The 24577-nt window shown below is 62.2% G+C and carries 17 protein-coding genes and 4 pseudogenes; 19 read left to right on the top strand and 2 right to left on the bottom strand.

Features of this window, described 5'->3' with window-relative positions; all coding sequences use genetic code 11:
* Positions 1–17 precede the first annotated feature (17 nt).
* The 16 genes and pseudogenes from LXE91_RS16015 to LXE91_RS15940 form a co-directional block, all read left to right on the top strand.
* Complete coding sequence (locus tag LXE91_RS16015) at positions 18–1355, top strand: purine-cytosine permease family protein (protein ID WP_046543525.1); 1338 nt, start codon at positions 18–20, stop codon at positions 1353–1355.
* Complete coding sequence (locus LXE91_RS16010; protein ID WP_046543524.1) at positions 1352–1987, top strand: DUF1097 domain-containing protein; 636 nt, start codon at positions 1352–1354, stop codon at positions 1985–1987. Before LXE91_RS16015 ends, LXE91_RS16010 begins: the two co-directional genes overlap by 4 nt.
* A 999-nt stretch (positions 1988–2986) precedes the next feature.
* Positions 2987–5014, top strand: coding sequence for a hydantoinase/oxoprolinase family protein (locus tag LXE91_RS16005; RefSeq protein WP_046543522.1), 2028 nt, complete (start codon positions 2987–2989; stop codon positions 5012–5014).
* 15 nt (positions 5015–5029) lie between these two features.
* Positions 5030–6805, top strand: coding sequence for a hydantoinase B/oxoprolinase family protein (locus LXE91_RS16000; protein ID WP_198113736.1), 1776 nt, complete (start codon positions 5030–5032; stop codon positions 6803–6805).
* A 115-nt stretch (positions 6806–6920) separates the two neighbouring features.
* Positions 6921–8324 carry an NAD(P)/FAD-dependent oxidoreductase gene (locus LXE91_RS15995; RefSeq protein ID WP_046543575.1) on the top strand — a complete coding sequence of 468 codons (1404 nt, stop codon included), beginning with the start codon at positions 6921–6923 and terminating at the stop codon, positions 8322–8324.
* Positions 8325–8335: 11 nt separating this feature from the next.
* Positions 8336–8683, top strand: a complete 348-nt coding sequence (locus tag LXE91_RS15990) for a cupin domain-containing protein (RefSeq protein ID WP_046543521.1) — start codon at positions 8336–8338, stop codon at positions 8681–8683.
* A 91-nt stretch (positions 8684–8774) separates the two neighbouring features.
* Complete coding sequence (locus tag LXE91_RS15985) at positions 8775–10328, top strand: PucR family transcriptional regulator (protein WP_052760012.1); 1554 nt, start codon at positions 8775–8777, stop codon at positions 10326–10328.
* Entirely contained in the window at positions 10325–11767 is a 1443-nt protein-coding gene (gene gabD, locus LXE91_RS15980; protein WP_046543520.1) for an NADP-dependent succinate-semialdehyde dehydrogenase, read from the top strand. Before LXE91_RS15985 ends, gabD begins: the two co-directional genes overlap by 4 nt.
* A 37-nt stretch (positions 11768–11804) precedes the next feature.
* Complete coding sequence (locus tag LXE91_RS15975) at positions 11805–12719, top strand: LysR family transcriptional regulator (RefSeq protein WP_046543519.1); 915 nt, start codon at positions 11805–11807, stop codon at positions 12717–12719.
* A gap of 26 nt (positions 12720–12745) precedes the next feature.
* Entirely contained in the window at positions 12746–12973 is a 228-nt protein-coding gene (locus LXE91_RS15970) for an EexN family lipoprotein (protein WP_046543518.1), read from the top strand.
* A gap of 215 nt (positions 12974–13188) precedes the next feature.
* Positions 13189–15186, top strand: a complete 1998-nt coding sequence (locus LXE91_RS15965) for a conjugal transfer protein TraG (RefSeq protein WP_046543517.1) — start codon at positions 13189–13191, stop codon at positions 15184–15186.
* A complete protein-coding gene (locus LXE91_RS15960; RefSeq protein ID WP_046543516.1) occupies positions 15183–15647 on the top strand; it encodes a ribbon-helix-helix protein, CopG family in 465 nt (154 codons plus the stop codon). Before LXE91_RS15965 ends, LXE91_RS15960 begins: the two co-directional genes overlap by 4 nt.
* Complete coding sequence (gene trbB / locus LXE91_RS15955) at positions 15644–16663, top strand: P-type conjugative transfer ATPase TrbB (protein WP_046543515.1); 1020 nt, start codon at positions 15644–15646, stop codon at positions 16661–16663. The genes LXE91_RS15960 and trbB overlap by 4 nt, the downstream gene beginning before the upstream one ends.
* Positions 16660–17034 (top strand): TrbC/VirB2 family type IV secretion system protein, encoded by a 375-nt coding sequence (locus LXE91_RS15950; protein WP_046543514.1) that lies wholly within the window; start codon positions 16660–16662, stop codon positions 17032–17034. Before trbB ends, LXE91_RS15950 begins: the two co-directional genes overlap by 4 nt.
* On the top strand, positions 17031–17303 hold the full coding sequence (locus tag LXE91_RS15945) for a VirB3 family type IV secretion system protein (RefSeq protein ID WP_046543513.1): 273 nt from the start codon (positions 17031–17033) through the stop codon (positions 17301–17303). The genes LXE91_RS15950 and LXE91_RS15945 overlap by 4 nt, the downstream gene beginning before the upstream one ends.
* Before the next feature lie 9 nt (positions 17304–17312).
* Positions 17313–18809, top strand: a pseudogene (locus LXE91_RS15940) (VirB4 family type IV secretion/conjugal transfer ATPase); the annotation flags it as partial.
* 99 nt (positions 18810–18908) lie between these two features.
* Here LXE91_RS15940 and istB read toward each other — a convergent pair.
* A complete protein-coding gene (gene istB / locus LXE91_RS15935) occupies positions 18909–19658 on the bottom strand; it encodes an IS21-like element helper ATPase IstB (protein WP_046543512.1) in 750 nt (249 codons plus the stop codon).
* A gap of 15 nt (positions 19659–19673) precedes the next feature.
* Positions 19674–21225 (bottom strand): annotated as a pseudogene (gene istA, locus LXE91_RS15930) (IS21 family transposase).
* 305 nt (positions 21226–21530) lie between these two features.
* Here istA and LXE91_RS15925 point away from each other — a divergent pair.
* The 3 genes and pseudogenes from LXE91_RS15925 to trbL all read left to right on the top strand — a co-directional run.
* A pseudogene (locus LXE91_RS15925) lies at positions 21531–22484 on the top strand (TraG/VirB4 family ATPase); the annotation flags it as partial.
* 10 nt (positions 22485–22494) lie between these two features.
* A complete protein-coding gene (gene trbJ / locus LXE91_RS15920; RefSeq protein WP_046543510.1) occupies positions 22495–23226 on the top strand; it encodes a P-type conjugative transfer protein TrbJ in 732 nt (243 codons plus the stop codon).
* Positions 23227–23238: 12 nt separating this feature from the next.
* Positions 23239–24566: pseudogene (gene trbL, locus LXE91_RS15915) on the top strand (P-type conjugative transfer protein TrbL).
* Positions 24567–24577 lie beyond the last annotated feature (11 nt).

Raw genomic sequence — 24577 nt, 5'->3', positions numbered from 1 at the left:
GCAACAAAGGAGACGCAATGAGCTATTCGAATTACATTCTTCCTGACGAGCAACGGGTTGGCCGATGGTCGCTCAATATGGCTTGGTGGGCGCTTTTCTCGGCGATGTTCTGGCTTTACATAGCGGTCGCTTGCGCCAATCTCGTCGGTACGGCCGACACGATAATCGGCATGATGCTGTCGATCGTGGTCTATGGCGGCATCAACGCGGTGCTGGCAAAGTTCGGTGCACGTACCGGCTTGACCGTGGAACTCTTCTCAAGATCGCTGTTCGGCATTCTGGGGTCGGCGCTCGCGACGCTGATCTTCGCGGCGACGGCGATCTATTACATCGTCTTCGAAGGTTCGATTATCGCCGTTGCATTTCAGTCGTATTTCGGCGGCGACATCAAGCACTGGTATGTCGCGGTCGCTATCTACATCCTCCCTCTTGTGATGGGCGGTGTGCACAAATGGCTGGACCGGCTCAACGGCTTCCTGCTGCCGATCTATTTCTTCGGCCTGATCGCCGCCGTCGTGATTACTGCGGGGACACACCCCGACGCCGCCATCGCATGGCCGACCGCTCCGGCCGAGAGCGCCCCCCTTCCCGGCTGGCTGACGACGTTCCTGATCTACATGGGCGTGTGGATCATGATGATGTACACGTTCGACTACGCCCGTCTCAGCAAGCAGAAAGACGAGCGCTTCCACGCCAGTGTCACATTCGGCTGGTTCTTTTACATCTTCACTTTTGGCTTCAACGGCCTCATCGGTATCTACCTCGCTTCCGTATGGAACGTCGCTGGCACCGAGACCGGGGTGGTCAAGGCTCTCATCGAGTCGCTCGGCGTCGTCGGATTGATCGTCATCGTTGTCTCGCAGACTCGGATCAACTCGGCGAGTTACTATCTGAGTTCGACGAACCTCGACGCCTTCTTCACCCGTATCTTCCGGCTTGCATTGCCACGCTGGGTTTGGGTCATCGTGACCGGGGCGATCGCTTACATGGTGATGCTCACCGATGTCCTGACCTGGATACTCAAAGCGCTCGCCTGGCAGGGTGTGTTCGTCACGGCGTGGGTCGCCATTGCAATGGTGTACGTCCTGTCCAACCGCCACGAAACGGGTGTTCTCCCCGAGGTACGCCGGGAAAGGCTCTCCCCTGTCGCTCCCGGCGCTGCAGTGTGGCTGGGTGCGTCGATCATCGGCATCTGGTTCACGGAGCAATCCGCGTTTCCCGTGCTCGCCCGGCTTGCGCCGATCATCACCTTCGTGCTTGCTGGCGTCGGGTTCTGGCTCACGTCGCGCGTGGCTCCGCCACGCATGCTCAGCACGTCCGAAAATGTGCATGTCGATGAGCAGCAGATGGCATGAAGCGTGACGCGAGCCCGAAAGAAGAACGGGGGCGAACGCGACCAGAGGGGCGGCTCACATTGTCGTTGCCCGTGGCTGTCGCGATCACAGTTGTGGTTGCGCTGCCGTTCGGACTCTGGCTCGGCCCATGGACCATCCCGTTGTTTCCGGCATTCATCGTGTGGACCGAGTACTTCGTGCTGGGGTCCAGTCCACAAGCGCTTAAGACGATCGCCCCCGCGTACATTGCAGGGGTGATTGCCGGCACCGCTGCTCTCATCCTGTCCCTCCTTCTCGACGGCTGGCTAGACGGGGCGAGCTTGATTGCCGCCGGCGACGTGGCGTGGATCGCGGGACTGTTCCTCGCGTTCATCCCGTTGATCTGGGTGATGCGGTTCTTGCCGTTCACTCAGGGGCAAGGAGGACTGCCGTACTTCAACGGAATAACCATGGGCATGGCGACCTACTTCGTGGGTGGGTACGAAGAATACGGGCGCCTTTCAATGCCGGATCACGCTCAGCCGCTCGTGCCCCTGATCACTATGCTCCCTGCGGTCTTCGCCGGGGTTCTGGGGATGTTCCTGGGCTGGTTCAACATCGCGATCATGACTCCCCTCGGCCGAGGTGGATCAGACGGGCCTGCCAAGCTCTGAGTCGAGAGGGCCGGGTGCTCCGCCGAGCCGCGGGTATGTTCGGGCGGGGCTCTGCCGCCGACCCTACGCCATACGGGCAAGCCATAACTCGGGCACATGCTTCGTGCGGCGCACACTCTGGCCGGTGAGCTTCTCCATCCTCGGCACGCGCTGACGCGCATGGTGAGCCAGACTAGGTGTAGTTGAGCCATGTCGCGAACCAGGACCGTTGATGCTCGTGCGTAGACGGTCGGGCTACTGCGGCACGATGCGAGACCTGTGTGGGGCTGCTCGCACGGTCTTCGTGTCCGAGCCGCTTCGCTATGGTCTATAAGGCTGAGAACCTGCTGAATGGCGTAGGAGGAATAGACGTAGGTGCATAGCAGGAAGCGGCTGCGCTCTGGCACTGGCGTCGTAACCGAAAACGCCACGAACCGGAATGCCCGGGCCGCCCCAGTGACGCCCGCTGGGGCGCTGCGGGTCGACATTATCTTCGTCATCAAGGCGCTCTTTGAATCTAGAACACACGAGAGGTGTCCCGCACGATGCCTATGGTGAGGATGAAGGCGATCAGGCGAAAGTCGGCATGGTGCAAACAGCGTTCCATGGCTAGTCGCTGGGGGATTGCTTGCGGACAGGTGATCGCCAAGCCGGCCGCCCATCGGGCCGATTGGTCCGGCACTCGGCGCGCGTGCATGAGCGCCACTGCCTCGCGCGAGCGGTCTGAAAGACGAACGCCAAGTCCATAACGGTAGAAAGCGATCGGTGATCGAGCTAGCGGCTGGGGCCGCAGATCGTCGCGACGGCGCGCGGGTGTGGGTGTCATGGGAGATGGGACGGCAGCCTGGCCGCAAGTCTAAATGCGTTAGTTTTCCAAGACATAACGGCTGCAGAAAATTTTCATAGCACGATAGTAGAAACGAAAGAACTAAATTTCTAGCTTAGCTTCATGGACGAGCGCAATTTTTGAACACAAAATCAATACTTCACACATATAACTTAAATTGAAAGGAGACATATATGTGGCGAGTTGGCGTGGATGTTGGAGGTACTTTCACCGATTTGTTTGCTTGGGAAGAAACGACCGGTAAACAAGTCACGGCGAAGGTGTTGACAACCAAACAGGATCGCTCAATCGCGGTTCTTCAGGCGATTGAAAAAGCTGGAATCGATATTGCGGATATTTCATATCTTATGCATGGCACGACCACCGCGACCAATGCATTGATCGAGCGCAATTACCCCGATGCGGCATTCATCACGACAGAGGGTTTTCGCGACACCATAGAAATCGGAAGGCAGCACAGAAAACACCTTTACGACCCTTATCAGACCAAGCCCAAGCCGATTATCAAGCGCCGTTTTCGCTACACGGTTCCCGAACGCACCAATGTGCAGGGCGAAACCGAGCGGAACCTGGATAATGCCGCAGCTCATGAGGTCGCGAAGCGGATTAAGGCCGCCGGCATTCAGTCGGTGGGTATCGGATTCATCAATTCCTATGTCAGCGGGAAGCATGAAGAGCAGATGCGTGACATTCTTCTGGAGCATTGTCCCGATATTCACGTGGTTCTCTCTGCAGAAACGCGCCCGGTATTTCGCGAGCATGGCCGCTTTATGACGACGGCAGTGCGCGCGGCCTGCATGCCCGTGATGGTCAAGTACATGGACGACCTCGAAGCGCGGCTCACGCTGCACCGGTTCGCCGGACAGTTGTTGATCCTTAAGAGCAGCGGCGGCGTGATGTCGGCCGACGTGGCGCGCCTGCATCCGGAAGACATGCTGGAGTCTGGCCCCGCGGGCGGCGTAGCCTACGCGGGCTACCTGACCCAGCAAAGCGGGTTCGAGCGCATCCTGCACACCGACGTGGGCGGTACCAGCTTCGACGTGTCCATCGTCGAGAACGGCCGGGGCCTGATCACCCGTGACCATGAGTTGGAATGGGAGGTGCCCATCGTTGTGCCGATGCTCGACATCCATAGCGTGGGTGCCGGCGGCGGTTCGATCGGCTGGGTGGATCAGGGCGGTTCGCTTCGCGTGGGCCCTCACAGCGCGGGTGCCGAACCCGGGCCCGTGTGCTATGGCCGCGGCGGCACCCAGCCGACCATCACCGATGCCAACCTCCTGCTCGGACGCCTAGACCCGACGCTCAGCGGCAAGATGACGCTGGACATTGCGGCCGCGGAAAAAGCAATGGCGGATCTGGCCCAGAGAATCGGCCTTTCCACGTTGGCGACAGCCGAAGGCATGATCCGTATCGGATGCGAATACATGGCCCAGGCCGTGAAGAAGATCCTCGTTTCCCGCGGTCGCGATCCCCGAGACTTCGTTTTCGCAAGCTTCGGCGGTGCTGGCGCCCTGCATGCCTGCATCGTCGCCAGGTCGATGAACATCCCCAAGGTCATCGTGCCACCACATGCGGGCGTGGCCTCCGCATTCGGTGCGACGGTGATGGATCTGCGCCAAGATCTGGAGCACTTCTATTACACCCCGGTGAAGAGCGCCGATCTGGACAGAATCAACGGCATCCTGTCCGAGCTTGAGACCAAGGCCAAGGCCGCGCTGAAAGCCCAAGGCTTCGACAACGAAAACGAAATCGAATTGATCCGTACCGCGCAGATGCGTTACGTGGGGCAGTCCTACGAGGTGGACACCCCCATCCCCAATGGCGTACTAACGGCAGACAGCCTGCCCGGCATCGAACAGGAGTTCCACGCCTGCCACCTGAAGGAGTTCGGTGTCAGTTCGGAAGACTTCGCACCGGCATTCGTTTCCTTCGGCGTCGCGGCCATTGGTCATATGGAGGATCCGCCACCCGTGGAAATCTCCCACGTCGCGGGCGGCGACATCCTCAAGGGCGAGCGCGACGTGTATTTCGAGGGCGCCTGGACCCTGTGCCAAGTCTACAGCGGCGAGGCGCTGGGCACCCAGCACCGCATCGAAGGCCCGGCCATCGTCGAATACGAGCATGCCTGCACCGTCCTGCCCCCCAAGACGCGCGCACACGTGAACGCGATGGGCGCCCTGGTCATCGACATCGAATACTGAAAAAGGAGACACGAAATGACCCATCAAGCCATCGACAACGTGGTTGCCGACGACATCGATCCCATCACGTTCGAAGTCATGCGCAGCATCTTTGAGTTCGCCAGTGACCGCATGGCCTCCGTGCTGCAGCGGTCCTCCTTCTCGCCCATCCTGGCGGACATGCTGGACTTTTCTAACGCCATCTACGACGCCGACCTGCAACTGCTGAGCCAGGCGGCCAACTGCCCGGTGCACTTGGCCGCCATGAAATTCAGCGCCGAAGAAGCCGTCAAGGGCATCGGCAAAGACAACGTCCATGAAGGCGACGTGCTGGTCGTCAACGATCCCTACCGTGGCGGCACCCACATCAACGACATTTCGTTCATCAAGCCCATCTATTACAAGAAGGAGCTGATCGGCTACGGCGTGAGTCGCGGGCACTGGATGGACCTGGGCGGCGGCGGCGCTGGCGGTCAGGCGTTCAGCACCCACATCGCCGCAGAAGGTCTGCGCCTGCCCCCGCTGAAGATCTTCACGGACGGCAGGATCAACGAGGATCTGCTGGCCATCATGCTGAACAACAGCCGCACGCCCCACTTCATCAAAGGCGACTTGCAGGCCCACCTAGGCGCACTGCGCGGAGCGGAGCAGGAACTACAGCGCGCCTGCGACCGCTACGGCGTCGATACGGTGAAAAAGGCCATGAAGAAGATTCAGGCCTATACCGAGAAGATGATCCGGGAGAGCATCGGCAAGATCCCCAACGGCGTCTACGAGGCGGAAGACTATGCCGATACCGACGGCGTGAGCCATGAGCGGGTCAAGATCAAGGTCAAGCTGGAAATCCGGGACACCTCGATCAAGGTAGACTTCACCGGCACCGACCCGATCTGCCAGGGCGCGATCAATTCCCCGCGCGCCAACACGATCTCGGCGGCGCTGTACTCGCTGCAGTTCTTCCTGGCGCCGGACGCACCGCAGAACCAGGGCATGTTCAACCCCATCGAAGTGGTGCTGCCCGAGGGCTGCTGGCTCAACGCCCAATGGCCCGCCCCGACCATCGGCTGCACGACGCTGACCTCGTCCAAGATCACCAGTGCCATCTGGCAGGCGCTCGCCAAGGCCATCCCCGAGAAGATCACGGGCTCGACCTGCGCGGAGTGCAACTGGTTTGTCGCCAGTTGTACCTCGCCGGACGGCAAGACCGACGTGTTCTCGGACCTGCCCGCCGGCGGCTGGGGCGGCACGCCCTACGCAGACGGCATGAGCGTCACCATGGACCCGCTGGGTAACTGCATGAACATGCCTGCGGAAACGGCGGAGCTGTTCTTCCCCATTGCCTACGAGGCCTTCGAGATGCGTCAGGACTCGGCCGGTCCGGGTCAACACCGTGGCGGCCTCGGTGCGGTCTTCAAGGTTCGCTTCCTGGGCGGCGGTGAACTGGGCATGGAAACTGCGCGCACGCTCGAAGGCAGCCCCGGCGCAGCTGGCGGTTTGCCCAGCGCCGTGCAGCGCTCCAGCCACATCCGTGCTGACGGCTCCGTCCAGGTGATCGGCGGCATCGATGCCGAGGGTGCCTGGAGTAACCCGCTGCTGTCAGGGCACAAGTTCCGTGCCGGCGAGGTGTTCATGTTCGAAAGCACTGGCGGCGGCGGCTGGGGCAACCCCAAGCGGCGTACCGTCGAGGAAGTGCTCGATGACGTCCTCGACGAGTACATCAGTATCGAGGCGGCAGAGAAGCACTACGGCGTCGTCATCGATCCGCAGACCTTGCAGGTCAGCGCGGCTGCTACCCAGGCCCTCAGAGGCTGATGGCTGGCGTGCGCGCCACTTGAACACACCCAGAAGGCCGCTGAGCACACCGGCCCTGGGCCGGTGTTTTTCATTCCACGGGTGCCCCATTCACCCCAAGGCCATAGGAGCTATGATGAAGTTGAATCCCACGCCTCCGTTGAAACGGAGTTATTGGCAGGAATCGATAGATGCCAGCGCACCAACTCCGGCGCTGCGTGGCATGGAAAAGGCAGATATCGCCATCATCGGCGGCGGCTTCGTCGGTCTTTGGACTGCGCTGACCCTCAAGCAGCACGAGCCGGACTGCGACGTGGTCATCCTGGAGCAGGACGTCTGCGGAGGAGGCGCCTCGGGCCGCAATGGCGGATTCGCCATGTCCTGGTGGCCGAAGATCGGAACGCTCCAGTCCCTTTGCAGCACAGAGCAGGCGCTCTTCCTGGGCCGCAGTGCCGAACAGGCAATCCATGAACTGGGTGAGTTCTGCCGTGAGCACGCCATTGATGCGCATTTCGTACAGAAGGGCTGGCTGTGGACCGCGACGACGCCAGCCCACGTGGATTCCTGGAACGGTACCTTGCAGGCCTGCGCCCGCCTGGGCGTGCAGCCTTTCGATCGCCTCTCGCCCAAGGAGGTACGGCGCAGGACGGGCTCCCCCATCCACCTGGCCGGGGTCTTCGAGGCGTCCAACGCCACCGTGCAGCCGGCCGCGCTCGTGCAGGGCTTGCGCCGGGTGGCTCTGGCATCCGGGGTGCGGATTCACGAGCGCTCGGGCGTGACCCGCATTCAGCCCGGCATGCCCGCAGTACTGCACACCGAGGGAGGGCAGCTCCAGGCAGAAAAGGTCGTGCTGGCCACCAATGCATGGTCGGCCGCCATTCCGGAACTGGCACGGCTGATCACCCCAGTTAACAGTTCCATTGCCGTGACATACCCCCTGGGCGAGGAATTTGAAAAAATCGGCTGGGCAGGTGGTGAATCCATCACCGATTCGCAATTGATGGTGGATTACTACCGCACCACCCGCGATGGGCGGATCGCGTTCGGAAAAGGCACGGGAGCCATTTCCTACCGGTCGGAAATCAAGAGCATATTCAGTGACGACGCACAAAGCATTGCCATGACGTGCGCCGATCTTTTTCATACCTACCCGTCCTTGAGAAACGATAGGATCAGCCACGGCTGGGCAGGCCCCATCGACCGGACTTACGACAGCCTGCCGGTTTTTGGAAACCTGAAAGGGCACGCCAACATTCTCTATGGCATTGGCTGGAGTGGCAATGGCGTGAGCCCCAGCCGCTTGGGCGGCCGCATTCTGGCCAGCATGGCACTGGGCCGCAAGGATGAATGGACCCAGTGCGGACTGGTGGGACGCCTATGCAAGCCATTCCCACCGGAACCTTTCCGGTATGTCGGCGGCAGCATGGTTCGTAACGCCGTGATTCGCAAGGAGCAGGCGGAAATGCGTGGTGAGCGCCCCGGAACCATCGATCGCCTATTGGCCAGCCTGGCCCCGTCTGGCCTTGAAGACAAATCCTGAGGATATTGAAGATGAACCCCATCGTGATCCGCGTAGAAAATGATGCCGCTTTCGGGCCAACGGCCCCTGTGGGTGCCCCTTGCGGCGAACCCGTTGCCCAGACACGCACCGCAGGCCACCGATCCGTCACGCCGCAGGGTACGAGCGCCGGCGTCTGGGAATGCTCGCCAGGGCGTTTCCGCCGCCAGGTGCCTCAGGCCGAATACAGCTACTTCATCAGTGGAGAAGGCAGCTTCACGCCTGATGGCGGCGCGCCAGTGGAGTTTCGCGCGGGCGACACCATTTACTTTGCCGCCGATAGCCAAGGGGAATGGCATGTCCGCCAGACCGTGCGCAAGGCCTACCTCATCATTGCCTGAGTCTGCCTGCCGCCGGTTTCAGCCTCCTGGGGGGATGGCTGAGAATCCATAGACACGTCGATTCCAAGCCTCCGGTCACAAGGGTGCCTCCATGCCACTAAGAATTGCCGACATCACCCAGATGCCAGAATTGCGCACCCGCTTCTTTGCAGGAAGCCAGGGCGGAGACAGAACAGTGCGCTGGGCGCATGTCTGTGAGTTGCCCGACCCCACCGAATGGCTGGGTGAAGGCGATCTGCTGATGACCACGGGAATGGGTATTCCCGCTGCACCGCAAGCGCAGGCCTCATATATCGAGAGGCTTTCCCAAGCAGGGCTGGCCGGCGTGATGATCGGAGAGAACATGCAAGCGCCGGGGGATCTCTCCACGTTGCAAAGTACGGCCGACCAGTTGAACTTCCCGGTATTGATGACTCAGTACGGCGTGCCGTTTGCCAGTGTCACCAGGGCCGTCATAGACGCGGGGCGCAAAGAGGAGTTCGACCGCCGCAACGCCATCAATAGGCTGTTCGTGAGTGCCCGCATGGCCATCGAAGGCCTAAGCCTGGAGCAACTGCTGCAGCGCTTGGAAGAGGACATACACGCCGATCTGATGTTGCTCGATCCGCAGGAGAAAACGCAGTTCTGGTTTCCCAGGAACATCGACATTCCCCAGAATCTACGCGACGCCATCAAGCGCCAGCCCATGGATTTCTCGGAAACACAGCCCGTGGTCCGGCGCTACATGCTTGACGATGGCGATGTCTTTGCCGTTTCCATACCGTCCCGCAAGGGTGGCGTCCTGCTCATACGCCATGGAGAGAGCCATTTACTCGAATACAGCCTGCTGCACCACCTGGTTGCGGTGCTGGGCATATCCATTGAGCGCCTCCGCATGGAAACAGAGCGCTCTCTGCGGATAGGGTCAGAACTGCTCGATGATCTGCTGAGCCTCCGGCTCTCACCCTATGAGATGGGAAGGCAACTCGAACAGTTCAAACTCAAGATCGAATCGGCCTGCATTGCTGTGGCGCATCCCAGTTCGCAGAAACTCTCGGAATGGAGCCTCCAGTTCTGGCGGCTTAATCTGCCCGTGGTGCTGCGCCCCCAGGGCGATGAATTGATCTTTATGGCGCATACCAGGGATATTCCCTTGGTGCAGACCATTCTGGGCACAGGGGTGGGGTTCAGCAATGAAATTGGCAACTATGAGAGGCTGTCGGAAGCCTTGCGAGAGGCACGCTTGGCCTTGGTCCATACCAGGGAGCATCCCGTCATCTCTTATGCGGAGATCGTCGACAAGGTGCCGTGGCTGCCAGACAACTTGGAAGAAGCCGCACAAACCTTCCGGCGTATCCTGGGACCGTTGGCTGATCATGACGAGAGACAGGGAACACCGCTGCTCCATTCCCTGCGCGTGTTCCTCGAACAGAACCGATCGTGGCTGGTGGCAGCAAAGCAATTGCACATCCACAAGACCACGCTGATCTACCGCATACGCAAGATCGAATCCCTCACGGGTCGCTCGCTTGACCATACGGAAGACGTCGCCATTCTGTGGCTTGCACTTCGGGCCGGAGAAATAGCGGGGGCTTCTTCCTCGCAGAAACGCAGGCCGCAAAAGGCCAGCGATCCAACTCATCCCTCCATGAAAGAACTTAAGTGATTGATTCCCATCTGTTCAAGCAGCATGCCTACATAAACGGCGAATGGCTGTCCGCCCTCGGTGGCGACACGCAATCCATTTTCAATCCGGCCACTGGGCAACTGATCGGCACGGTGCCGATGATGGGACGTCAGGAGGCCAGGCGAGCCATAGCTGCCGCCAACCAGGCCCTGCCTGCCTGGCGTTCCCTGCCGGCCAAGGAGCGTTCGGCCAGGCTGCGGGCGTGGTTCGAACTCATGCTGGAGCACCGGGAGGAACTGGCGTGTCTGATGACCATTGAGCAAGGCAAGCCGGTTGCCGAGGCTCGCAATGAGATCCTGTACGCGGCATCCTTCGTCGAATGGTTTGCCGAGGAGGGAAAACGGGTGTATGGAGACGTGATCCCCAGCCCCCAGGCCGACAAGCGCTTGCTGGTGATCAAGCAGCCGATCGGCGTCACCGCAGCCATCACGCCCTGGAATTTTCCTTCGGCCATGATCACCCGCAAGGCGGCGCCGGCGTTGGCCGCAGGCTGCACCATGGTGCTCAAGCCGGCGCCGCAAACGCCTTTTTCCGCCCTAGCGTTGGCAGCACTGGCGCAGCAAGCAGACATCCCTGCCGGCGTATTCAATGTCGTGACCGGCTCGGCGGAAGAGATCGGAGGCGAATTTACCAGCAACCCGACTGTGCGGAAGTTGACATTTACGGGTTCTACCCAAATTGGCCGCTTGCTAATGGCTCAATGTGCCAACGATGTAAAGAAGATGTCCTTGGAACTGGGTGGCAACGCGCCCTTCATCGTCTTTGAGGATGCTGATTTGGACAAGGCGGCCGAAGGTGCACTGATCGCGAAATACCGCAACAATGGTCAAACTTGCGTATGCACTAATCGAATTTATGTTCATGATAGTGTTTACGATGATTTTGTTCTCAGATTAAAGAGTGCTGTTGATGGGCTTAAAGTTGGCAATGGTTTGGAGAGTGGTATAACCATTGGCCCATTAATTAATGACGCTGCAGTCGAGAAAGTGAAATCCCATATCTCTGATGCATTGAGTAAGGGAGCGAAAATTTTGACTGGCGGTAAGCCTCATTCTCTTGGAGGATATTTTTTTGAGCCCACTATACTGACAGATGTTACCCAAGATGCCTTGGTTGCTAAAGAAGAAACATTTGGACCGCTAGCTCCCATCTTCCGGTTTCATGATGAAAGCGAAGCTGTTGGATTTGCAAATGATACAGAATATGGGTTGGCGGCATATTTCTATACAAAGAATTTAAGCCGAGCTTTCCGTGTTGCTGAAGCGCTGGAATATGGAATGGTTGGAATAAACTCCGGGGCAATTTCTAACGAGGTAGCGCCATTCGGGGGCATTAAATCCTCTGGATTGGGGCGCGAAGGATCAAAATATGGAATAGAAGAATATTTGGAAATTAAATATATTAATATTGAATTGTAGGTTGCTTTCTTCAGCGGGTAAAAAGGAAATGTGACAAGTGGATCTTCGACATCTACGCTGTTTCTTGGCAGTGGCCGAAGAACTCCACTTCGCTCGCGCCGCCGAGCGGCTGCATATCGACCAGTCACCGCTATCGCGCACCATCAAGGAGTTAGAGGAAGAACTCGGTGCTTGTCTGTTTGTGCGTACCACCCGCAGCACGCAATTAACTCGCGCAGGACGGGTGTTCCTAGAGCATGTTTCGCGCATCTTTTCCGCGCTGGACCAAGCCCGCGATAGCGTCAGATCAGCAGCCAACGGTTTTCATGGGCAGTTGCGTATCGCACTGTCCGACGGCATCACGCCGTCGCGCTTGCCAGCTCTGCTGGCTCGCTGCCGCGAGGAAGATCCTGAGATAGAGATTCGGCTGTTCGAGGTGTCACTAGTCCAGCAACTCAAGGGCTTGCATGACGACCTGTATGACGTCGGCTTCTCAATGGCCGAAGAGGTGGGTGACGGCATAGTGGTCAGGCGTGCGTGGGAAGACGAGCTGGTGGTGGCGGTTCCCGCGCGCCATCCCGTGCTGGCCCACAAGCAAGTTCCGCTGGAGGAAGTGCTGCGCTATCCGTTGGCGCTGTGCGATCCGGCGATATGCGAAGGCCATGCGCGGCAAGTTGATCGCGTTCTGCACCGATACGAGCAAAGTCCACTTATCGCGCAGCGCGTAGCCTCCTATGAGGTGATGATGACCCTCGTCTCCGCCGGGCTAGCACTCGGGTTGGTAGGTGCTACGCACATTGCATCCGGCCGTGGGCCAGGCGTCGTGGCCCGGCGCTTGGCGGGCAAGCCGCAGATGCTGACCACCTACCTGTTGCACCGTGACTTGGAGCCTTCTCCCATGCTGGCCCGGTTTATCGAACGGGTCGCAGTTCTCGATTCCGGTGACGGCGATAACGTCGTTGATGGCTCGTAAATTTCCGCCTGGAAAGGGTGGTCTTCATGAACAGGATCGCTGTGCCCCTCATCGCCATGACTTTGACGGCCTGCGGCCAGTCCAAACTCACCGACACCGTGGACGAACTGATAGCGAATCCCGCGCGCCTCAAGGAGGTCCAGCGCCTGTGCAAGGAAGACCGCGCGAAGGCCGGCGAAGAACTCTGCCGCCGCGCCGCCGAGGCCGTCAACCTGCGTTTCTTCGGTGATCGGCCGGAGCAGAAATCCCCGTAGTCCTCTTCGCCGTCGCTGCGCCGCGACGAATCTTGCTGTTACCACCTTACGCTGCAACGCGCTCGCGCTTGCGGCTTTTTTATTGTCTTCGCCACAGCAAGAAATCTGGCTCATTCGGCCTCAATCCCCGCCACAAAGGTCTTTGACCGGCACCTTCCACGGCACTGATCCTGATGCCTGCGGCACATCGCCGTGCCGTGATGGGAGGTCAGTCAATGCAAGGGACGAACGTGCTGTTCGGCCAGATCGCTGTCGTGTTCGGCATCGTGATCGCTGGCGTGTGGGGCGCCACACAATGGACCGCTGCCGCCTTGGGCTACCAACTGCGCCTGGGCTCGCCCTGGTTCGATTTTCTGAACACGCCGGTCTATTACCCCTGGCGGCTGTTCGAGTGGTGGTTTTTCTTCGACGCCTATGCGCCGCGCGTCTTCGACATCGGCGGTGCGATCGCGGGCGGCAGTGGCCTAGTGGCCGTGATGGTTGCCATCGGCATGTCGATCTGGCGCTCGCGACAGTCGAAGCTGGTCACGACTTACGGCTCGGCCCGCTGGGCAAACGCTGAGGACGTCCGCAAGGCTGGCCTCGACAAAGCTGCCGGCGTTTTCCTCGGTCTGCATCAACGCCAGTACCTGCGCCACGAAGGGCCGGAGCACATCCTGACGTTCGCACCGACGCGTTCGGGCAAGGGCGTGGGGCTGGTGGTTCCCACCTTGCTCTCCTGGCCGGCGTCGGCCGTCATCCACGACATCAAGGGCGAGAACTGGTCCATCACCGCCGGCTGGCGTTCGCGCTTCTCTCACTGCCTGCTTTTCAACCCCACCGATGCCAAGTCCGCAGCCTATAACCCGCTGCTGGAAGTCCGACGGGGCGCGCATGAAGTCCGCGACGTGCAGAACATCGCGGACATCCTGGTTGATCCCGAAGGCGCGCTTGAGCGGCGCAACCATTGGGAGAAGACTTCCCATGCTCTGCTGGTCGGCGCCATCCTGCACGTGCTGTATGCGGGCGAGGACAAGACGCTGCGCGGCGTCGCCAATTTCCTCAGCGACCCCGCGTGCCCCTTCGAGCTGACGCTGCACCGGATGATGACGACGAAGCATCTGGGCGATGCCGCGCATCCCGTCGTCGCCTCGGCGGCGCGCGAAGTGCTCAACAAGAGCGACAACGAGCGCTCCGGTGTTCTCTCCACCGCCATGTCATTCCTCGGCCTGTACCGCGATCCCACCGTGGCCGAAGTCACATCGCGCTGCGACTGGCGCATCGCCGACCTGATCGCAGCAGAGCACCCGGTATCGCTGTACCTGGTGGTACCGCCGTCGGACATCAGCCGCACCAAACCGCTGATCCGCTTGATCCTCAACCAGATCGGGCGGCGCCTGACTGAATCGCTGGATGGTTCGGATGGGATCGCGCGCCGACACAAGCTGTTGTTGATGCTCGACGAGTTTCCGGCGCTGGGCCGGCTCGACTTCTTCGAAACGGCCTTGGCCTTCATGGCGGGCTACGGCATCCGCAGCTTCCTGATTGCGCAGTCGCTCAACCAGATCGACAAGGCCTACGGCCAGAACCATTCGATCCTAGACAACTGCCATGTGCGAGTGACCTTTGCCACCAATGACGAGCGCACCGCCAAGCGCATTTCTGAAACCCTTGGCACCGCGACCGAACTGCGTGCACAGCGCAACTACGCCGGCCATCGGCTGGCTCCGTGGCTGGGCCACCTGATGGTGTCACGCCAGGAAACGGCGCGCCCGCTGCTGACGCCCGGTGAGGTGATGCAGCTCCCGCCCGATGAAGCCGTGGTGATGGTGTCCAGCATGGCGCCGATCAAGGGCAGGAAGCTGCGCTACTACACGGACAGCAATTTCAAGCGGCGCGTTCTGCCGCCGCCTGTGCTAGCGAATGGCCGCTATTCCGACGCGCCTCCGGCACGCGCTGATGACTGGAGCGGCCTGGTGATTCCGGCCGTTCCGGTGGCACCGGCCATCGAAGCCGTCGATGGCATCGGTAGCGCCGACGACGGTGGCCCGCGCCGCCAGCCCGAACTGTCTGAAGCCGTTGAGTATGACCCCGAGCTGGCTGCACCCGCTGCAGACCTCGCGCTGCTCGATGACGACGAAGTGCCGCTTCCACTTCCCCGCCAGTTCGATCCGGCCCTGCAGCGCACGGCTCGGCTGGCATCCCTCGACCCTGACGACGGAATCGATCTATGAGCCAGCACCGCCTCAATCTCTTCATCCAGCCCGAGCACGCCAGGCGTCTTGATGAACTGGCCGCTAAGAAGGGCGTCTCCAAGTCGTCCATCGTCGCTGCCGCATTAGCGTCCTGGCTATCGCCCGATGCGGCCGACCAGCGCGAGGCGGCGATTGCCAAGCGGCTCGACCGGCTGGCGCGCCAGTTCGAGCGGTTGGACCGCGATCAGAACATTGAGATCGAGACGCTGGCGCTGTTCATCCGCTACTTCCTGACCGTCAGCACGCCGGTGCCCGAAGCGCATCAGGACGCGGCCCGCGCCCAGGGCAAGGCGCGTTTCGAGCAGTTTGTCGAACAACTCGGCCGCCACCTGCTGCGTGGGCGCAGCCTGGTGCGCGACGTGGTGGAGGAACTGCAGCCCGATGGTGCGCGAATGGATGACGCGGCGGCAGTCGCCGAAGCACAGGAGCGATCCCGATGAGTGGCGTTCCCCCATCGCCCATGGCCACGTCGCTGGACCGCCGCATTCGCATGCTGCGCACGGCCATGGGGCCGGTCATCGCCGCAGCGCTGGATGACCCGGACGTGGTGGAAATCATGCTTAACCCCGACCGTACCCTCTGGATTGACCGGCTGTCATCGGGCCGCGCGCCGCTGGGCGTGGAGCTGTCCGAAGCGGATGGTGAACGCATCATCCGGTTGGTGGCGGCCCACGTCGGCGCGGAGGTGCATCGCGGCCAGCCGCTGCTGACGGCAGAGCTGCCAGAAACCGGCGAGCGCTTCGAGGGCATCCTGCCACCCGCTGCACCTGCACCGGCCTTTGCACTGCGCAAGCGTGCCGTGGGCGTGATTCCACTGGCTCGCTATGTCACCGACGGAATGATGACCGCCGACCAGGCGGAGTTTCTGGTGGAGGTCGTGCGTGAGCGGCAGAACATCCTTATCGCCGGCGGCACCAGCACCGGCAAGACGACGCTCGCCAATGCGCTGCTCGCAGAGATCGCTGCCACGGGCGACCGCGTGCTTGTGCTCGAAGACACCGTAGAGCTGCAATGTGCGGCCCGTGACCATGTGCCGTTGCGCACGCGCCAGGGCGTGGTGTCCATGCAGGAGCTGGTGCGTTCCTCCATGCGCCTGCGCCCGGACCGTGTCGTCGTGGGCGAGGTGCGCGGCGGTGAGGCGCTGGATCTCATCAAGGTCTGGGGCACGGGCCACCCTGGTGGCATCGCCACCATCCATGCGGGCTCCGCGCTGGGTGCGCTGCTGCGTCTGGAGCAATTGATTCTCGAAGTGGCGGTCCATCCACCCCGCGCGCTGATCGCCGAGGCCGTCAATGTCGTGATCCACATCGCCGGGCGAGGGCGCAAGCGCCGCATCGACAGCATCGCCCGCGTGATCGGCTTCGATGCCTCCAGCTACCAGCTCGACGATGCCCTGCCGCCACCACTTTCCTCCGTTTCCGTCCCTTCCTCAACCCAACCTGGAGAACTTCCATGACACACGCTACTACTTGCCGTTTTTCCGCAAATCCGCTTTCCAAATTTTCGGGGCATGGTTTGGCGCGCCCTGCCATGCAGGGGCTGATGCTGGCCGCGCTGTTGCTGCTTCTAGCCGGCACCGCGCAGGCTGCGGGCTCCAGCATGCCCTGGGAAGGGCCGCTGCAAGCCATCCTGGAATCCATCCAGGGGCCTGTGGCCAAGATCATCGCGGTGATCATCATCATCTCGACCGGCCTGGCGCTCGCGTTTGGCGACATGTCGGGCGGGTTTCGCAAGCTGATCCAGATCGTCTTCGGCCTGTCCATCGCTTTCGCGGCGTCCTCGTTCTTCCTGTCGTTCTTCAGCTTCTCGGGCGGGGCGGTCGTATGAGCCCGCGCGAGAGCATCGCGGCAGGCTTCGAGGTGCCGCTGCACCGCTCGCTGGCCGAGCCTATCCTGCTCGGCGGCGCGCCACGCACCGTGGCCATCGCCACGGGCACGCTGGCCGCTGCCGTGGGGCTGGGCCTGCAGCTGTGGATTCCGGGTGCCGTGCTGTGGATCGCCGGCCATGCGCTGGCGGTCTGGGGTGCTCGCGTCGATCCGCAGTTCATGCAGGTCTTTGCGCGGCACATCAAGTACAAGCCGCTGCTGGACGTGTGAGGGGATGCCATGCTGAACCTTGCCGAATACCGCCGGCGGCCCGCGCTGCTGGCCGACTGGCTGCCCTGGGCCGGCTTGGTGGCTCCGGGCGTTGTCTTGAACAAGGACGGTTCGTTCCAGCGCTCTGCACGGTTTCGGGGGCCGGATCTGGACAGCGCCACGCAGGGCGAGTTGATCGCCACGTCGGCGCGCCTGAACAACGCGCTGCGCCGGCTGGGTTCGGGCTGGGCCCTATTCATCGAGGCCGAGCGGCGGCCGGCCGCGCACTATCCGCATTCCGACTTTCCGGAGCCGCTGTCCTGGCTGGTGGATGAGGAGCGCCGGGCTGCCTTTGAGGGATCGGGGCAGCACTTCGAGAGCGGCTATCACCTGACCTTCGTCTACCTTCCGCCGGAAGAGTCCCATGCGCGAGCAGCCAACATGCTCTATGAGAACACGCCGACGCAGGGCGTGGACTGGCGCGAACGCCTGGCCGCCTTCATCGCGGAAACCGACCGCATCTTCGACCTGCTCGACGGCGCGATGCCCGAGATGGCCTGGCTCGATGACAGCCGAACGTTGACGTATCTGCACGCGACCGTGTCCACGCGGCGCTATGCGTTGTCGGTGCCCGAGGTTCCATTCCACCTCGATGCGCTGTTGGCCGATTGCGCCCTGGTGGGCGGCCTGGCGCCCATGCTGGGCGACCAGCACATCCGCGTGGCGACGATTCGGGGCTTTCCCACCGCGACTTGGCCGGGGATTCTGGACGACCTCAACCGGTTGGGCTTTGCCTACCGCTGGAGCACGCGCTTCCTGTGCATGGACAAGGCCGAGGCTGAGAAGGAGCTGCGCCGCCTGCGCCGCCAATGGTTCGCCAAACGCAAGAACATCGTGGCGCTGCTGCGCGAGACCATCTTCCAGCAGGAATCTCCGCTGGTCGATACCGATGCGAGCAACAAGTCGGCGGACGCCGATGCGGCCCTGCAGGAACTGGGCGGAGACCAGGTCGCTTTCGGCTACGTCACCACGACGCTGACGGTACTCGACGCCGATCCGGCCGTGGCCGATGAGAAGCTGCGGATGGTCGAGCGTGTGGTCCAGGGGCGGGGATTCGTCACCATTCCTGAAACGCTCAACTCGGTGGAGGCGTGGCTGTCGTCGGTGCCGGGCAATGCCTATGCCAATGTGCGCCAGCCCATTGTCTCGACGCTGAACCTGGCGCACCTGATGCCGGTGTCGGCGGTATGGGCCGGTCCGGAGAAGAACGCGCATCTCGGCGGGCCACCGCTGATCGTCACGCGCACCGAGGGCGCCACGCCGTTCCGGCTTGTGACACACATCGGGGACGTGGGGCACACGCTGGTGGCCGGCCCCACGGGCATGGGCAAGTCGGTCCTGCTCGCCACGCTGGCTTTGCAGTTCCGGCGCTATCCCGGCTCGCGTGTCTTTGCCTTCGACATGGGGCGTTCGATGCGGGCCACGGTGTTGGGCCTCGGCGGCGAGTTCTACGATCTGGGGGCAGACTGCGTATTTCGGGGAAGTTGAACGCCCGTTTCGGTGAAGTCGAACAGGCCAGGAGGGAGGTGCTGCGTTGTGCTTAGATTGTACTGCAGGTGTTCGAGATCAGGCTACTTTTTGATCAGGTGCGTTCTTCTTGCGCATCGAGTCGCCCTTCAATGCAAGCTTGTGAGCCTGATGGACGAGGCGGTCGAGGATTGCGTCGGCGAGAGTCGGGTCTTGCAGCCAGGCGTGCCAGTGTTCAAGGGGCAATTGCGATGTGATGATCGTGGATCGCGTGCCGACGCGATCGTCGAGCACTTCGAGCAAGTCGTTGCGCGCGCCCTGGTCGACGTCCTGCAGTCCCCAGTCGTCGAGCAACAGGACGTCCATCTTGGCGAGCTGCGCGAGCCGACGTGTGAAGCTGCCGTCGCCATGGGCGATCTTCAATTCCTCGAACAGCCGGGCGACGCGCACGTACAGCACGGAGAATCCCTGTCGGCAGGCCTGCTGGCCGAAGGCGCAGGCGACCCATGTTTTTCCGGCGCCAGTCGGCCCTGTCAGGATGAGGTTCTGTGCATTGCGGATCCAGTCACAGCCGGCGAGCGTAGCGACGATACCCTTGTCGAGCCCACGGCTCTGCCGGTACTCGATGTCCTCAACGCAGGCCTGGGGATTCTTGAGCTTCGCAGACTTGAGCAATCGCTCGAGCCGCCGGGTATCGCGCCAGGCGATCTCACGATCCACGACCATGCCGAAGCGTTCCTCGAACGACAGGCTCGTGCTGGCCGTCAGCGCCGCCTGTTCCTCGAACGCGCGAGCCATGCCGTCCAGCTTGAGGGCCTTGAGCTGGGAGAGGGTTTGCTGCATCAACATCGCGACCTCCTTGGGTCAGTGGTAATACTTGGGCCCTCGCACGTTCTCGTGCAGGGGCGACTGCCATTCGGTGGCCCCGCTTTGTGGCAGTGGATGCTTGTCGGCGCCGGTTTGCAGGATGGTGCGCACGGACCGCTGGGTCGGCGCGCCAATCACGAGTGCGCGCTGACACGCCGCTTCCAGCCGCTCCTTGCCGTACTTGCGCGACAGCGACAGCAGACCCAGGCAGGCCCGGTATCCCATTTCCGGGTGCGGACGGTTCGTCAGCAAATGCCTGACGATCGCCTCAGCGCTGACGCCGATCGATGTACCCCAGTGCAGCAGCCGGCTCGGGGTCCATTCCATGTGGGCGCGGTAAGCCGCAGGCATATGCTCGGCCACGGTGGTGTACTTCCCTTGAGCCGACTGCGAGCGTGGGCGGCAACGCGCTTGCCGCCGTGCAGGACTTCTACACCGTAACGCGTCACGCGCGCGTGGACTTCCTGACGCACAAGACTGTGCGGTGCGCTGTAGTAGTGACCGTCTACCTCAATGTGCGCGTCAATGTTGACGCGGCACTTCTGGAAGGTGGCGATTTCGTAGCGACGCGTCGGCAACGGGCGCAGCGCCGGTTTGTCGAGCCGCTCGAACCACTCGCGTCGAGTGCCATCGAGCTTCTTGAACGGCCGCGTATTCAGGTCATTGATCAACCCGGCGATCGCCTTGTTCAGTTCGGCCAGACTGTAGAACCGGTAATTCCGGAGGCGGGCGAGAATCCATCGTTCGACGATCTGTACGCCGACCTCAACTTTCGCCTTATCCTTCGGCTTGCGCGGGCGCGCGGGCAGCATCGCGGTACCGTAATGGTTCACGAAGTCCTGCGTGGTCAGGCCGAGCGTGGGTTCGTAGCGGTCGGCGTTCGAGATCAGTGCCCTCGGGTTGTCGGGCACAAGCAGAGCGGGCACGCCGCCGCAGAACTCCATCGCGTCAATGAGGCCACCGATCCAGTCGGGTGTCGCTTCCGATCGCGTAGCGCACGCATACGTGTAATTCGATGCGCCGAGCACGGCGACGAAGATGTGCGCCTTGAACGCAATGCCGCCGGTGCGATCGAGAATCGGCACCGTTTGCCCGGCGTAGTCGGCGAACAACTCTCGCCGGCGTAATGTTGCTGGGGCATCGAGCGCTTCAACGTCTGGGCCCAGTCCTTGTATCGCTGACAGAACTGCGTGTAGCGCAAGGTCTTCTGGCCGGGGTTCGCGCCGACGTACTCCTCCCACAGCAGTTGCAAGGTTACGCCTTTGCGGCGCAACTCCCGATGAATCCAGGCGCAGTCAGGCTCCATGCGCTTGCCTGCGGCCGTCGTCGGAACGGCGCCGTTGACGAGCAACTGCTCCAGCTCTGCCTCGGACAGCGGCTCGATCTTCGCCCAGTCCGAGCCGGCCGAGGCGGCAAGCTGCAAATATTGGGTAATGGTACCGAGCCCGACGCCGAGCGCGCCGCTCACTTGCCGGTGAGACAGATTACAGGTCCATTTCAGGCGAAGCACATCTTTTATTTTGCGCATGGTCGTCCGGTGAGCCGGCATAGTCGGTTTCTCCCAAAAGGAGCAACCTTAACCGCCGGCCGATTGAGCCATCCGCAGTACCGCCAACCGAAACCGCGCCTTTCGTTTCGGCACGCCGAACACACATTTCGGCGCAGTGAACAGCCGTTTCGGCGGGCTGAACACCGATTTCGGGAAGATGAACACGCGTTTCGGAACGCCGAACACCAATTTCGGAATACCCCGAAACTGTTCGACTTCAAGCGAAACGGCTGTTCACCTTCCTCCGGAAACCCTGTTCGACTTCAACCGAAATCCGTGTTCGGCTTCGCCGAAATACGCAGGCAGACGGAGAGATCGCTTTCCAGCCGCTGGCGCGCATCGACCGCGAAGGCTACAGGACCTGGGCTGCCGAATGGGTGGAAGGTCGGCTGCTGCATGAAGGCATGGCGGTCGGGCCCGAAGAGCGGGCCGCCATCTGGTCGGCCTTGCTCAGCCTCGCTGGCGCACCGTTGGAGCAGCGCACGCTGACGGGTCTGTCGGTGCTGCTGCAGTCCAATGCGCTGCGCCAGGCCTTGGCGCCCTATGTGCTCGGGGGTGCGCACGGCAAGCTGCTCGATGCGGACCAGGACCGGCTGGGCGATGCCGATGTGCAGTGCTTCGAGATGGAAGAGCTGATGCATAGCAAGGCCGCGGTGCTGGCCGTGCTGGGCTATCTGTTCGCACGTTTCGATGAGCGCTTCGACGGTGCGCCCACACTGCTGATCCTGGATGAAGCCTGGCTGTTCCTCGACGATCCGGTGTTCGCCGCGCGCATCCGTCAATGGCTCAAGACGCTGCGCAAGAAGAACGTCTCGGTGATCTTCGCTACGCAAAGCCTGGCGGACATCAAGGATTCGAGCATCGCGCCCGCCATCATCGAAAGCTGCCCCAGTCGGATTTTCCTGCCCAACCCGCAGGCTACGGAGCCACAGATCCGCACGATCTACGAGGGCTTTGGGCTGAACACCCGCCAGATCGAGATCGTCGCGACCGCCGAGCCCAAGCGGGACTACTACTACCAGTCGCGCCTGGGCAATCGCCTGTTCGACCTCGACCTGGGGCCCGCCACGCTGGCCTTTGTGGGCGCTTCCACGCCGCAGGACCAGAACGCCATCGACACGGTGCTGGCTTCTGCTGCTTCCACCGCTCCATCGTCTTCGCCCTTCGCGGACGCATGGCTGCGCCATCGCGGCCTGCACTGGGCCTCGGAGCTGCTGGCGTCAGCGCCAGCGGCAGCTTCCCATCCTGTCCACCCTTAGGAGAACTGCCATGTCACTTCGTACCGTTTTGACCACCAGGCTCGCTGCGGTAGTCGCCGCCGGTGTTCTGGCCTTCGCCGCTGCACAGCCGGCCTTGGCGCAGCGCATTGTGTTCGATCCCTCCAATTACGTGCAGAACACGTTGACGGCCATCCGCACGCTGGAGCAGATCAACAACCAGATCAAACAGCTGCAGAACGACGCGCGCAATCTGGCCAGCCTTCCGTTCAATGCGGTGGGCCGGCTGCGTGCCAACCTGGCGACCACCCAGCGGCTGATAGCGCAGGCCAAAGGGCTGGCGTACGAGCTGGCCACCATGGACCGGGATTTCGCGCGCCTGTACCCCGAGCAGTACGCGGCGACCGTCAGCGGCGACCAGATGTACCGCGATGCGCAGGAACGCTGGAAGAACACCCTGCAGGGCCTGCAGACAACCTTGCGCATGCAGGCACAGGCATCGCAGAACCTGGGCGAGGACGAAGGCGTGCTGGCCGATCTGGTGAGCCAGAGCCAGTCGGCAGTGGGTGCCCTGCAGGCCATGCAGGCCACGAACCAGCTGCTGGCCCTGCAGGCCAAGCAGTCCATCCAGGTGCAGCGGCTGCAGATCACGCAGGACCGGGCCGCGTCGCTGGAGCTGGCCCGCCAGACGGCGGCCGCCGAGCGCGGGCGGGAGGTGACGCGCAGGTTCATGGGCACGGGCACTCCGTATTCGCCGCAGTCCACAGGCTTTTACGGCAACTGACCGGACCAGGCCATGAACGACGTGACGGTCATCGACCGCTTTCTCAATACCTTTTCGCGCTACATCGACTCGGGGTTCGGGCTGTTGCAGGGGGAGGTGGCCTTTCTGACGGCCACGCTGATCGTCATTGACATGACGCTGGCGGGGCTGTTCTGGGCGATGGGGCATGCCAGCGGCCAGGGTGAGGATGTGCTCGCCAAGCTGCTGCGCAAGGTGCTGTACGTGGGGGCCTTCGCCTACATCATCGGCAACTTCAATATGCTCGCGGGGATCGTCTTCCGGTCTTTCGCGGGGCTGGGGCTCACGGCCAGCGGCTCCTCCCTGAGCATGGGCGACTTCCTGCAGCCGGGACGGCTCGCGAAGGCGGGCATCGATGCGGGGACGCCAATCCTCAAGCAGATCAACGACCTGGCCGGTTTCCCCGAGGTATTCGTCAATCTAGCGCCCATCGTGGTGCTGTTTATCGCCTGGTTCATCGTCGTCTTGAGCTTCTTCGTGCTGGCAGTGCAGCTTTTCGTGACGCTGATCGAGTTCAAGCTGACGACGCTCGCGGGCTTTGTGCTGGTGCCGTTCGCACTGTGGAACAAGACGGCATTCCTTGCGGAGAAGGTGCTGGGCAATGTGGTGTCCTCGGGCATCAAGGTGCTGGTGCTGGCGGTGATCGTGGGCATCGGCTCGGGGCTGTTCGCCGAGTTCAGGGTGCATCCCAGTGAGCCGTCCCTCGACCATGCGTTGGTCATCATGCTGGCGTCACTGAGCTTGCTGGCACTCGGGATCTTCGGGCCTGGAATAGCGACTGGGCTGGTCTCTGGCGGCCCGCAGCTTGGTGCGGGGGCCATGGCCGGAGCGGCGGTGGGAGCTGCTGGCGCAGCCGTGGCTGTAGGCGCCGCCGCAGCAGGTGTTGGCGGTGCGGTGGCTGCCGGGGCGCGCATGGCGCCGGGTGCCGCCAAGCTGGCAGGCAGCGGCGCGCGGGCGCCAAGGCGGCCTTCGACGAAGGCGCTGCGGCTGCGGGCGGTGGCGTCCGGGGTGCTGCGGTCGGCGTGGGCAACGTCGCCAAGGCCGGCGCACAAGCGGCCGGGCAGAAGGTGGTGGATGGGGCGCGTTCGCTCAAGGAGCGCGCGACAGCCGCGTTCCGGCCTGAGGACGCTGCCCCGGCATCCACCAGCGCTGCCGCTGAAAGCAGTGCCTCGGCCGCAGCTACCGAACAGCCGGCATGGGCCAGGCGCCTGCACCGCCGGCAGCAGCTCACCCATGCCGCCACGACCGCCGCCCACTCGTTGCGCGGTGGGGATGGTGGCGGCTCAAGCAGTGGGCCCAGCCTGCGCGATTCCGATTCCTGACCCTCAAGGAG

Source organism: Burkholderia contaminans, assembly GCF_029633825.1.
Taxonomy (GTDB): Bacteria; Pseudomonadota; Gammaproteobacteria; order Burkholderiales; family Burkholderiaceae; genus Burkholderia; species Burkholderia contaminans.
The sequence above is the reverse complement of the archived record's forward strand: the minus strand, read 5'-3'. Positions and strand labels throughout refer to the sequence as shown.

Excerpts from the sequence above, each read along its gene's own strand:
- LXE91_RS16015 (WP_046543525.1), top strand. The coding sequence starts at position 18 with ATGAGCTATTCGAATTACATTCTTCCTGACGAGCAACGGGTTGGCCGA.
- LXE91_RS16010 (WP_046543524.1), top strand. The coding sequence starts at position 1,352 with ATGAAGCGTGACGCGAGCCCGAAAGAAGAACGGGGGCGAACGCGACCA.
- LXE91_RS16005 (WP_046543522.1), top strand. The coding sequence starts at position 2,987 with ATGTGGCGAGTTGGCGTGGATGTTGGAGGTACTTTCACCGATTTGTTT.
- LXE91_RS16000 (WP_198113736.1), top strand. The coding sequence starts at position 5,030 with ATGACCCATCAAGCCATCGACAACGTGGTTGCCGACGACATCGATCCC.
- LXE91_RS15995 (WP_046543575.1), top strand. The coding sequence starts at position 6,921 with ATGAAGTTGAATCCCACGCCTCCGTTGAAACGGAGTTATTGGCAGGAA.
- LXE91_RS15990 (WP_046543521.1), top strand. The coding sequence starts at position 8,336 with ATGAACCCCATCGTGATCCGCGTAGAAAATGATGCCGCTTTCGGGCCA.
- LXE91_RS15985 (WP_052760012.1), top strand. The coding sequence starts at position 8,775 with ATGCCACTAAGAATTGCCGACATCACCCAGATGCCAGAATTGCGCACC.
- LXE91_RS15970 (WP_046543518.1), top strand. The coding sequence starts at position 12,746 with ATGAACAGGATCGCTGTGCCCCTCATCGCCATGACTTTGACGGCCTGC.
- LXE91_RS15965 (WP_046543517.1), top strand. The coding sequence starts at position 13,189 with ATGCAAGGGACGAACGTGCTGTTCGGCCAGATCGCTGTCGTGTTCGGC.
- LXE91_RS15960 (WP_046543516.1), top strand. The coding sequence starts at position 15,183 with ATGAGCCAGCACCGCCTCAATCTCTTCATCCAGCCCGAGCACGCCAGG.
- trbB (WP_046543515.1), top strand. The coding sequence starts at position 15,644 with ATGAGTGGCGTTCCCCCATCGCCCATGGCCACGTCGCTGGACCGCCGC.
- LXE91_RS15950 (WP_046543514.1), top strand. The coding sequence starts at position 16,660 with ATGACACACGCTACTACTTGCCGTTTTTCCGCAAATCCGCTTTCCAAA.
- LXE91_RS15945 (WP_046543513.1), top strand. The coding sequence starts at position 17,031 with ATGAGCCCGCGCGAGAGCATCGCGGCAGGCTTCGAGGTGCCGCTGCAC.
- istB (WP_046543512.1), bottom strand. The coding sequence starts at position 19,658 with ATGTTGATGCAGCAAACCCTCTCCCAGCTCAAGGCCCTCAAGCTGGAC.
- trbJ (WP_046543510.1), top strand. The coding sequence starts at position 22,495 with ATGTCACTTCGTACCGTTTTGACCACCAGGCTCGCTGCGGTAGTCGCC.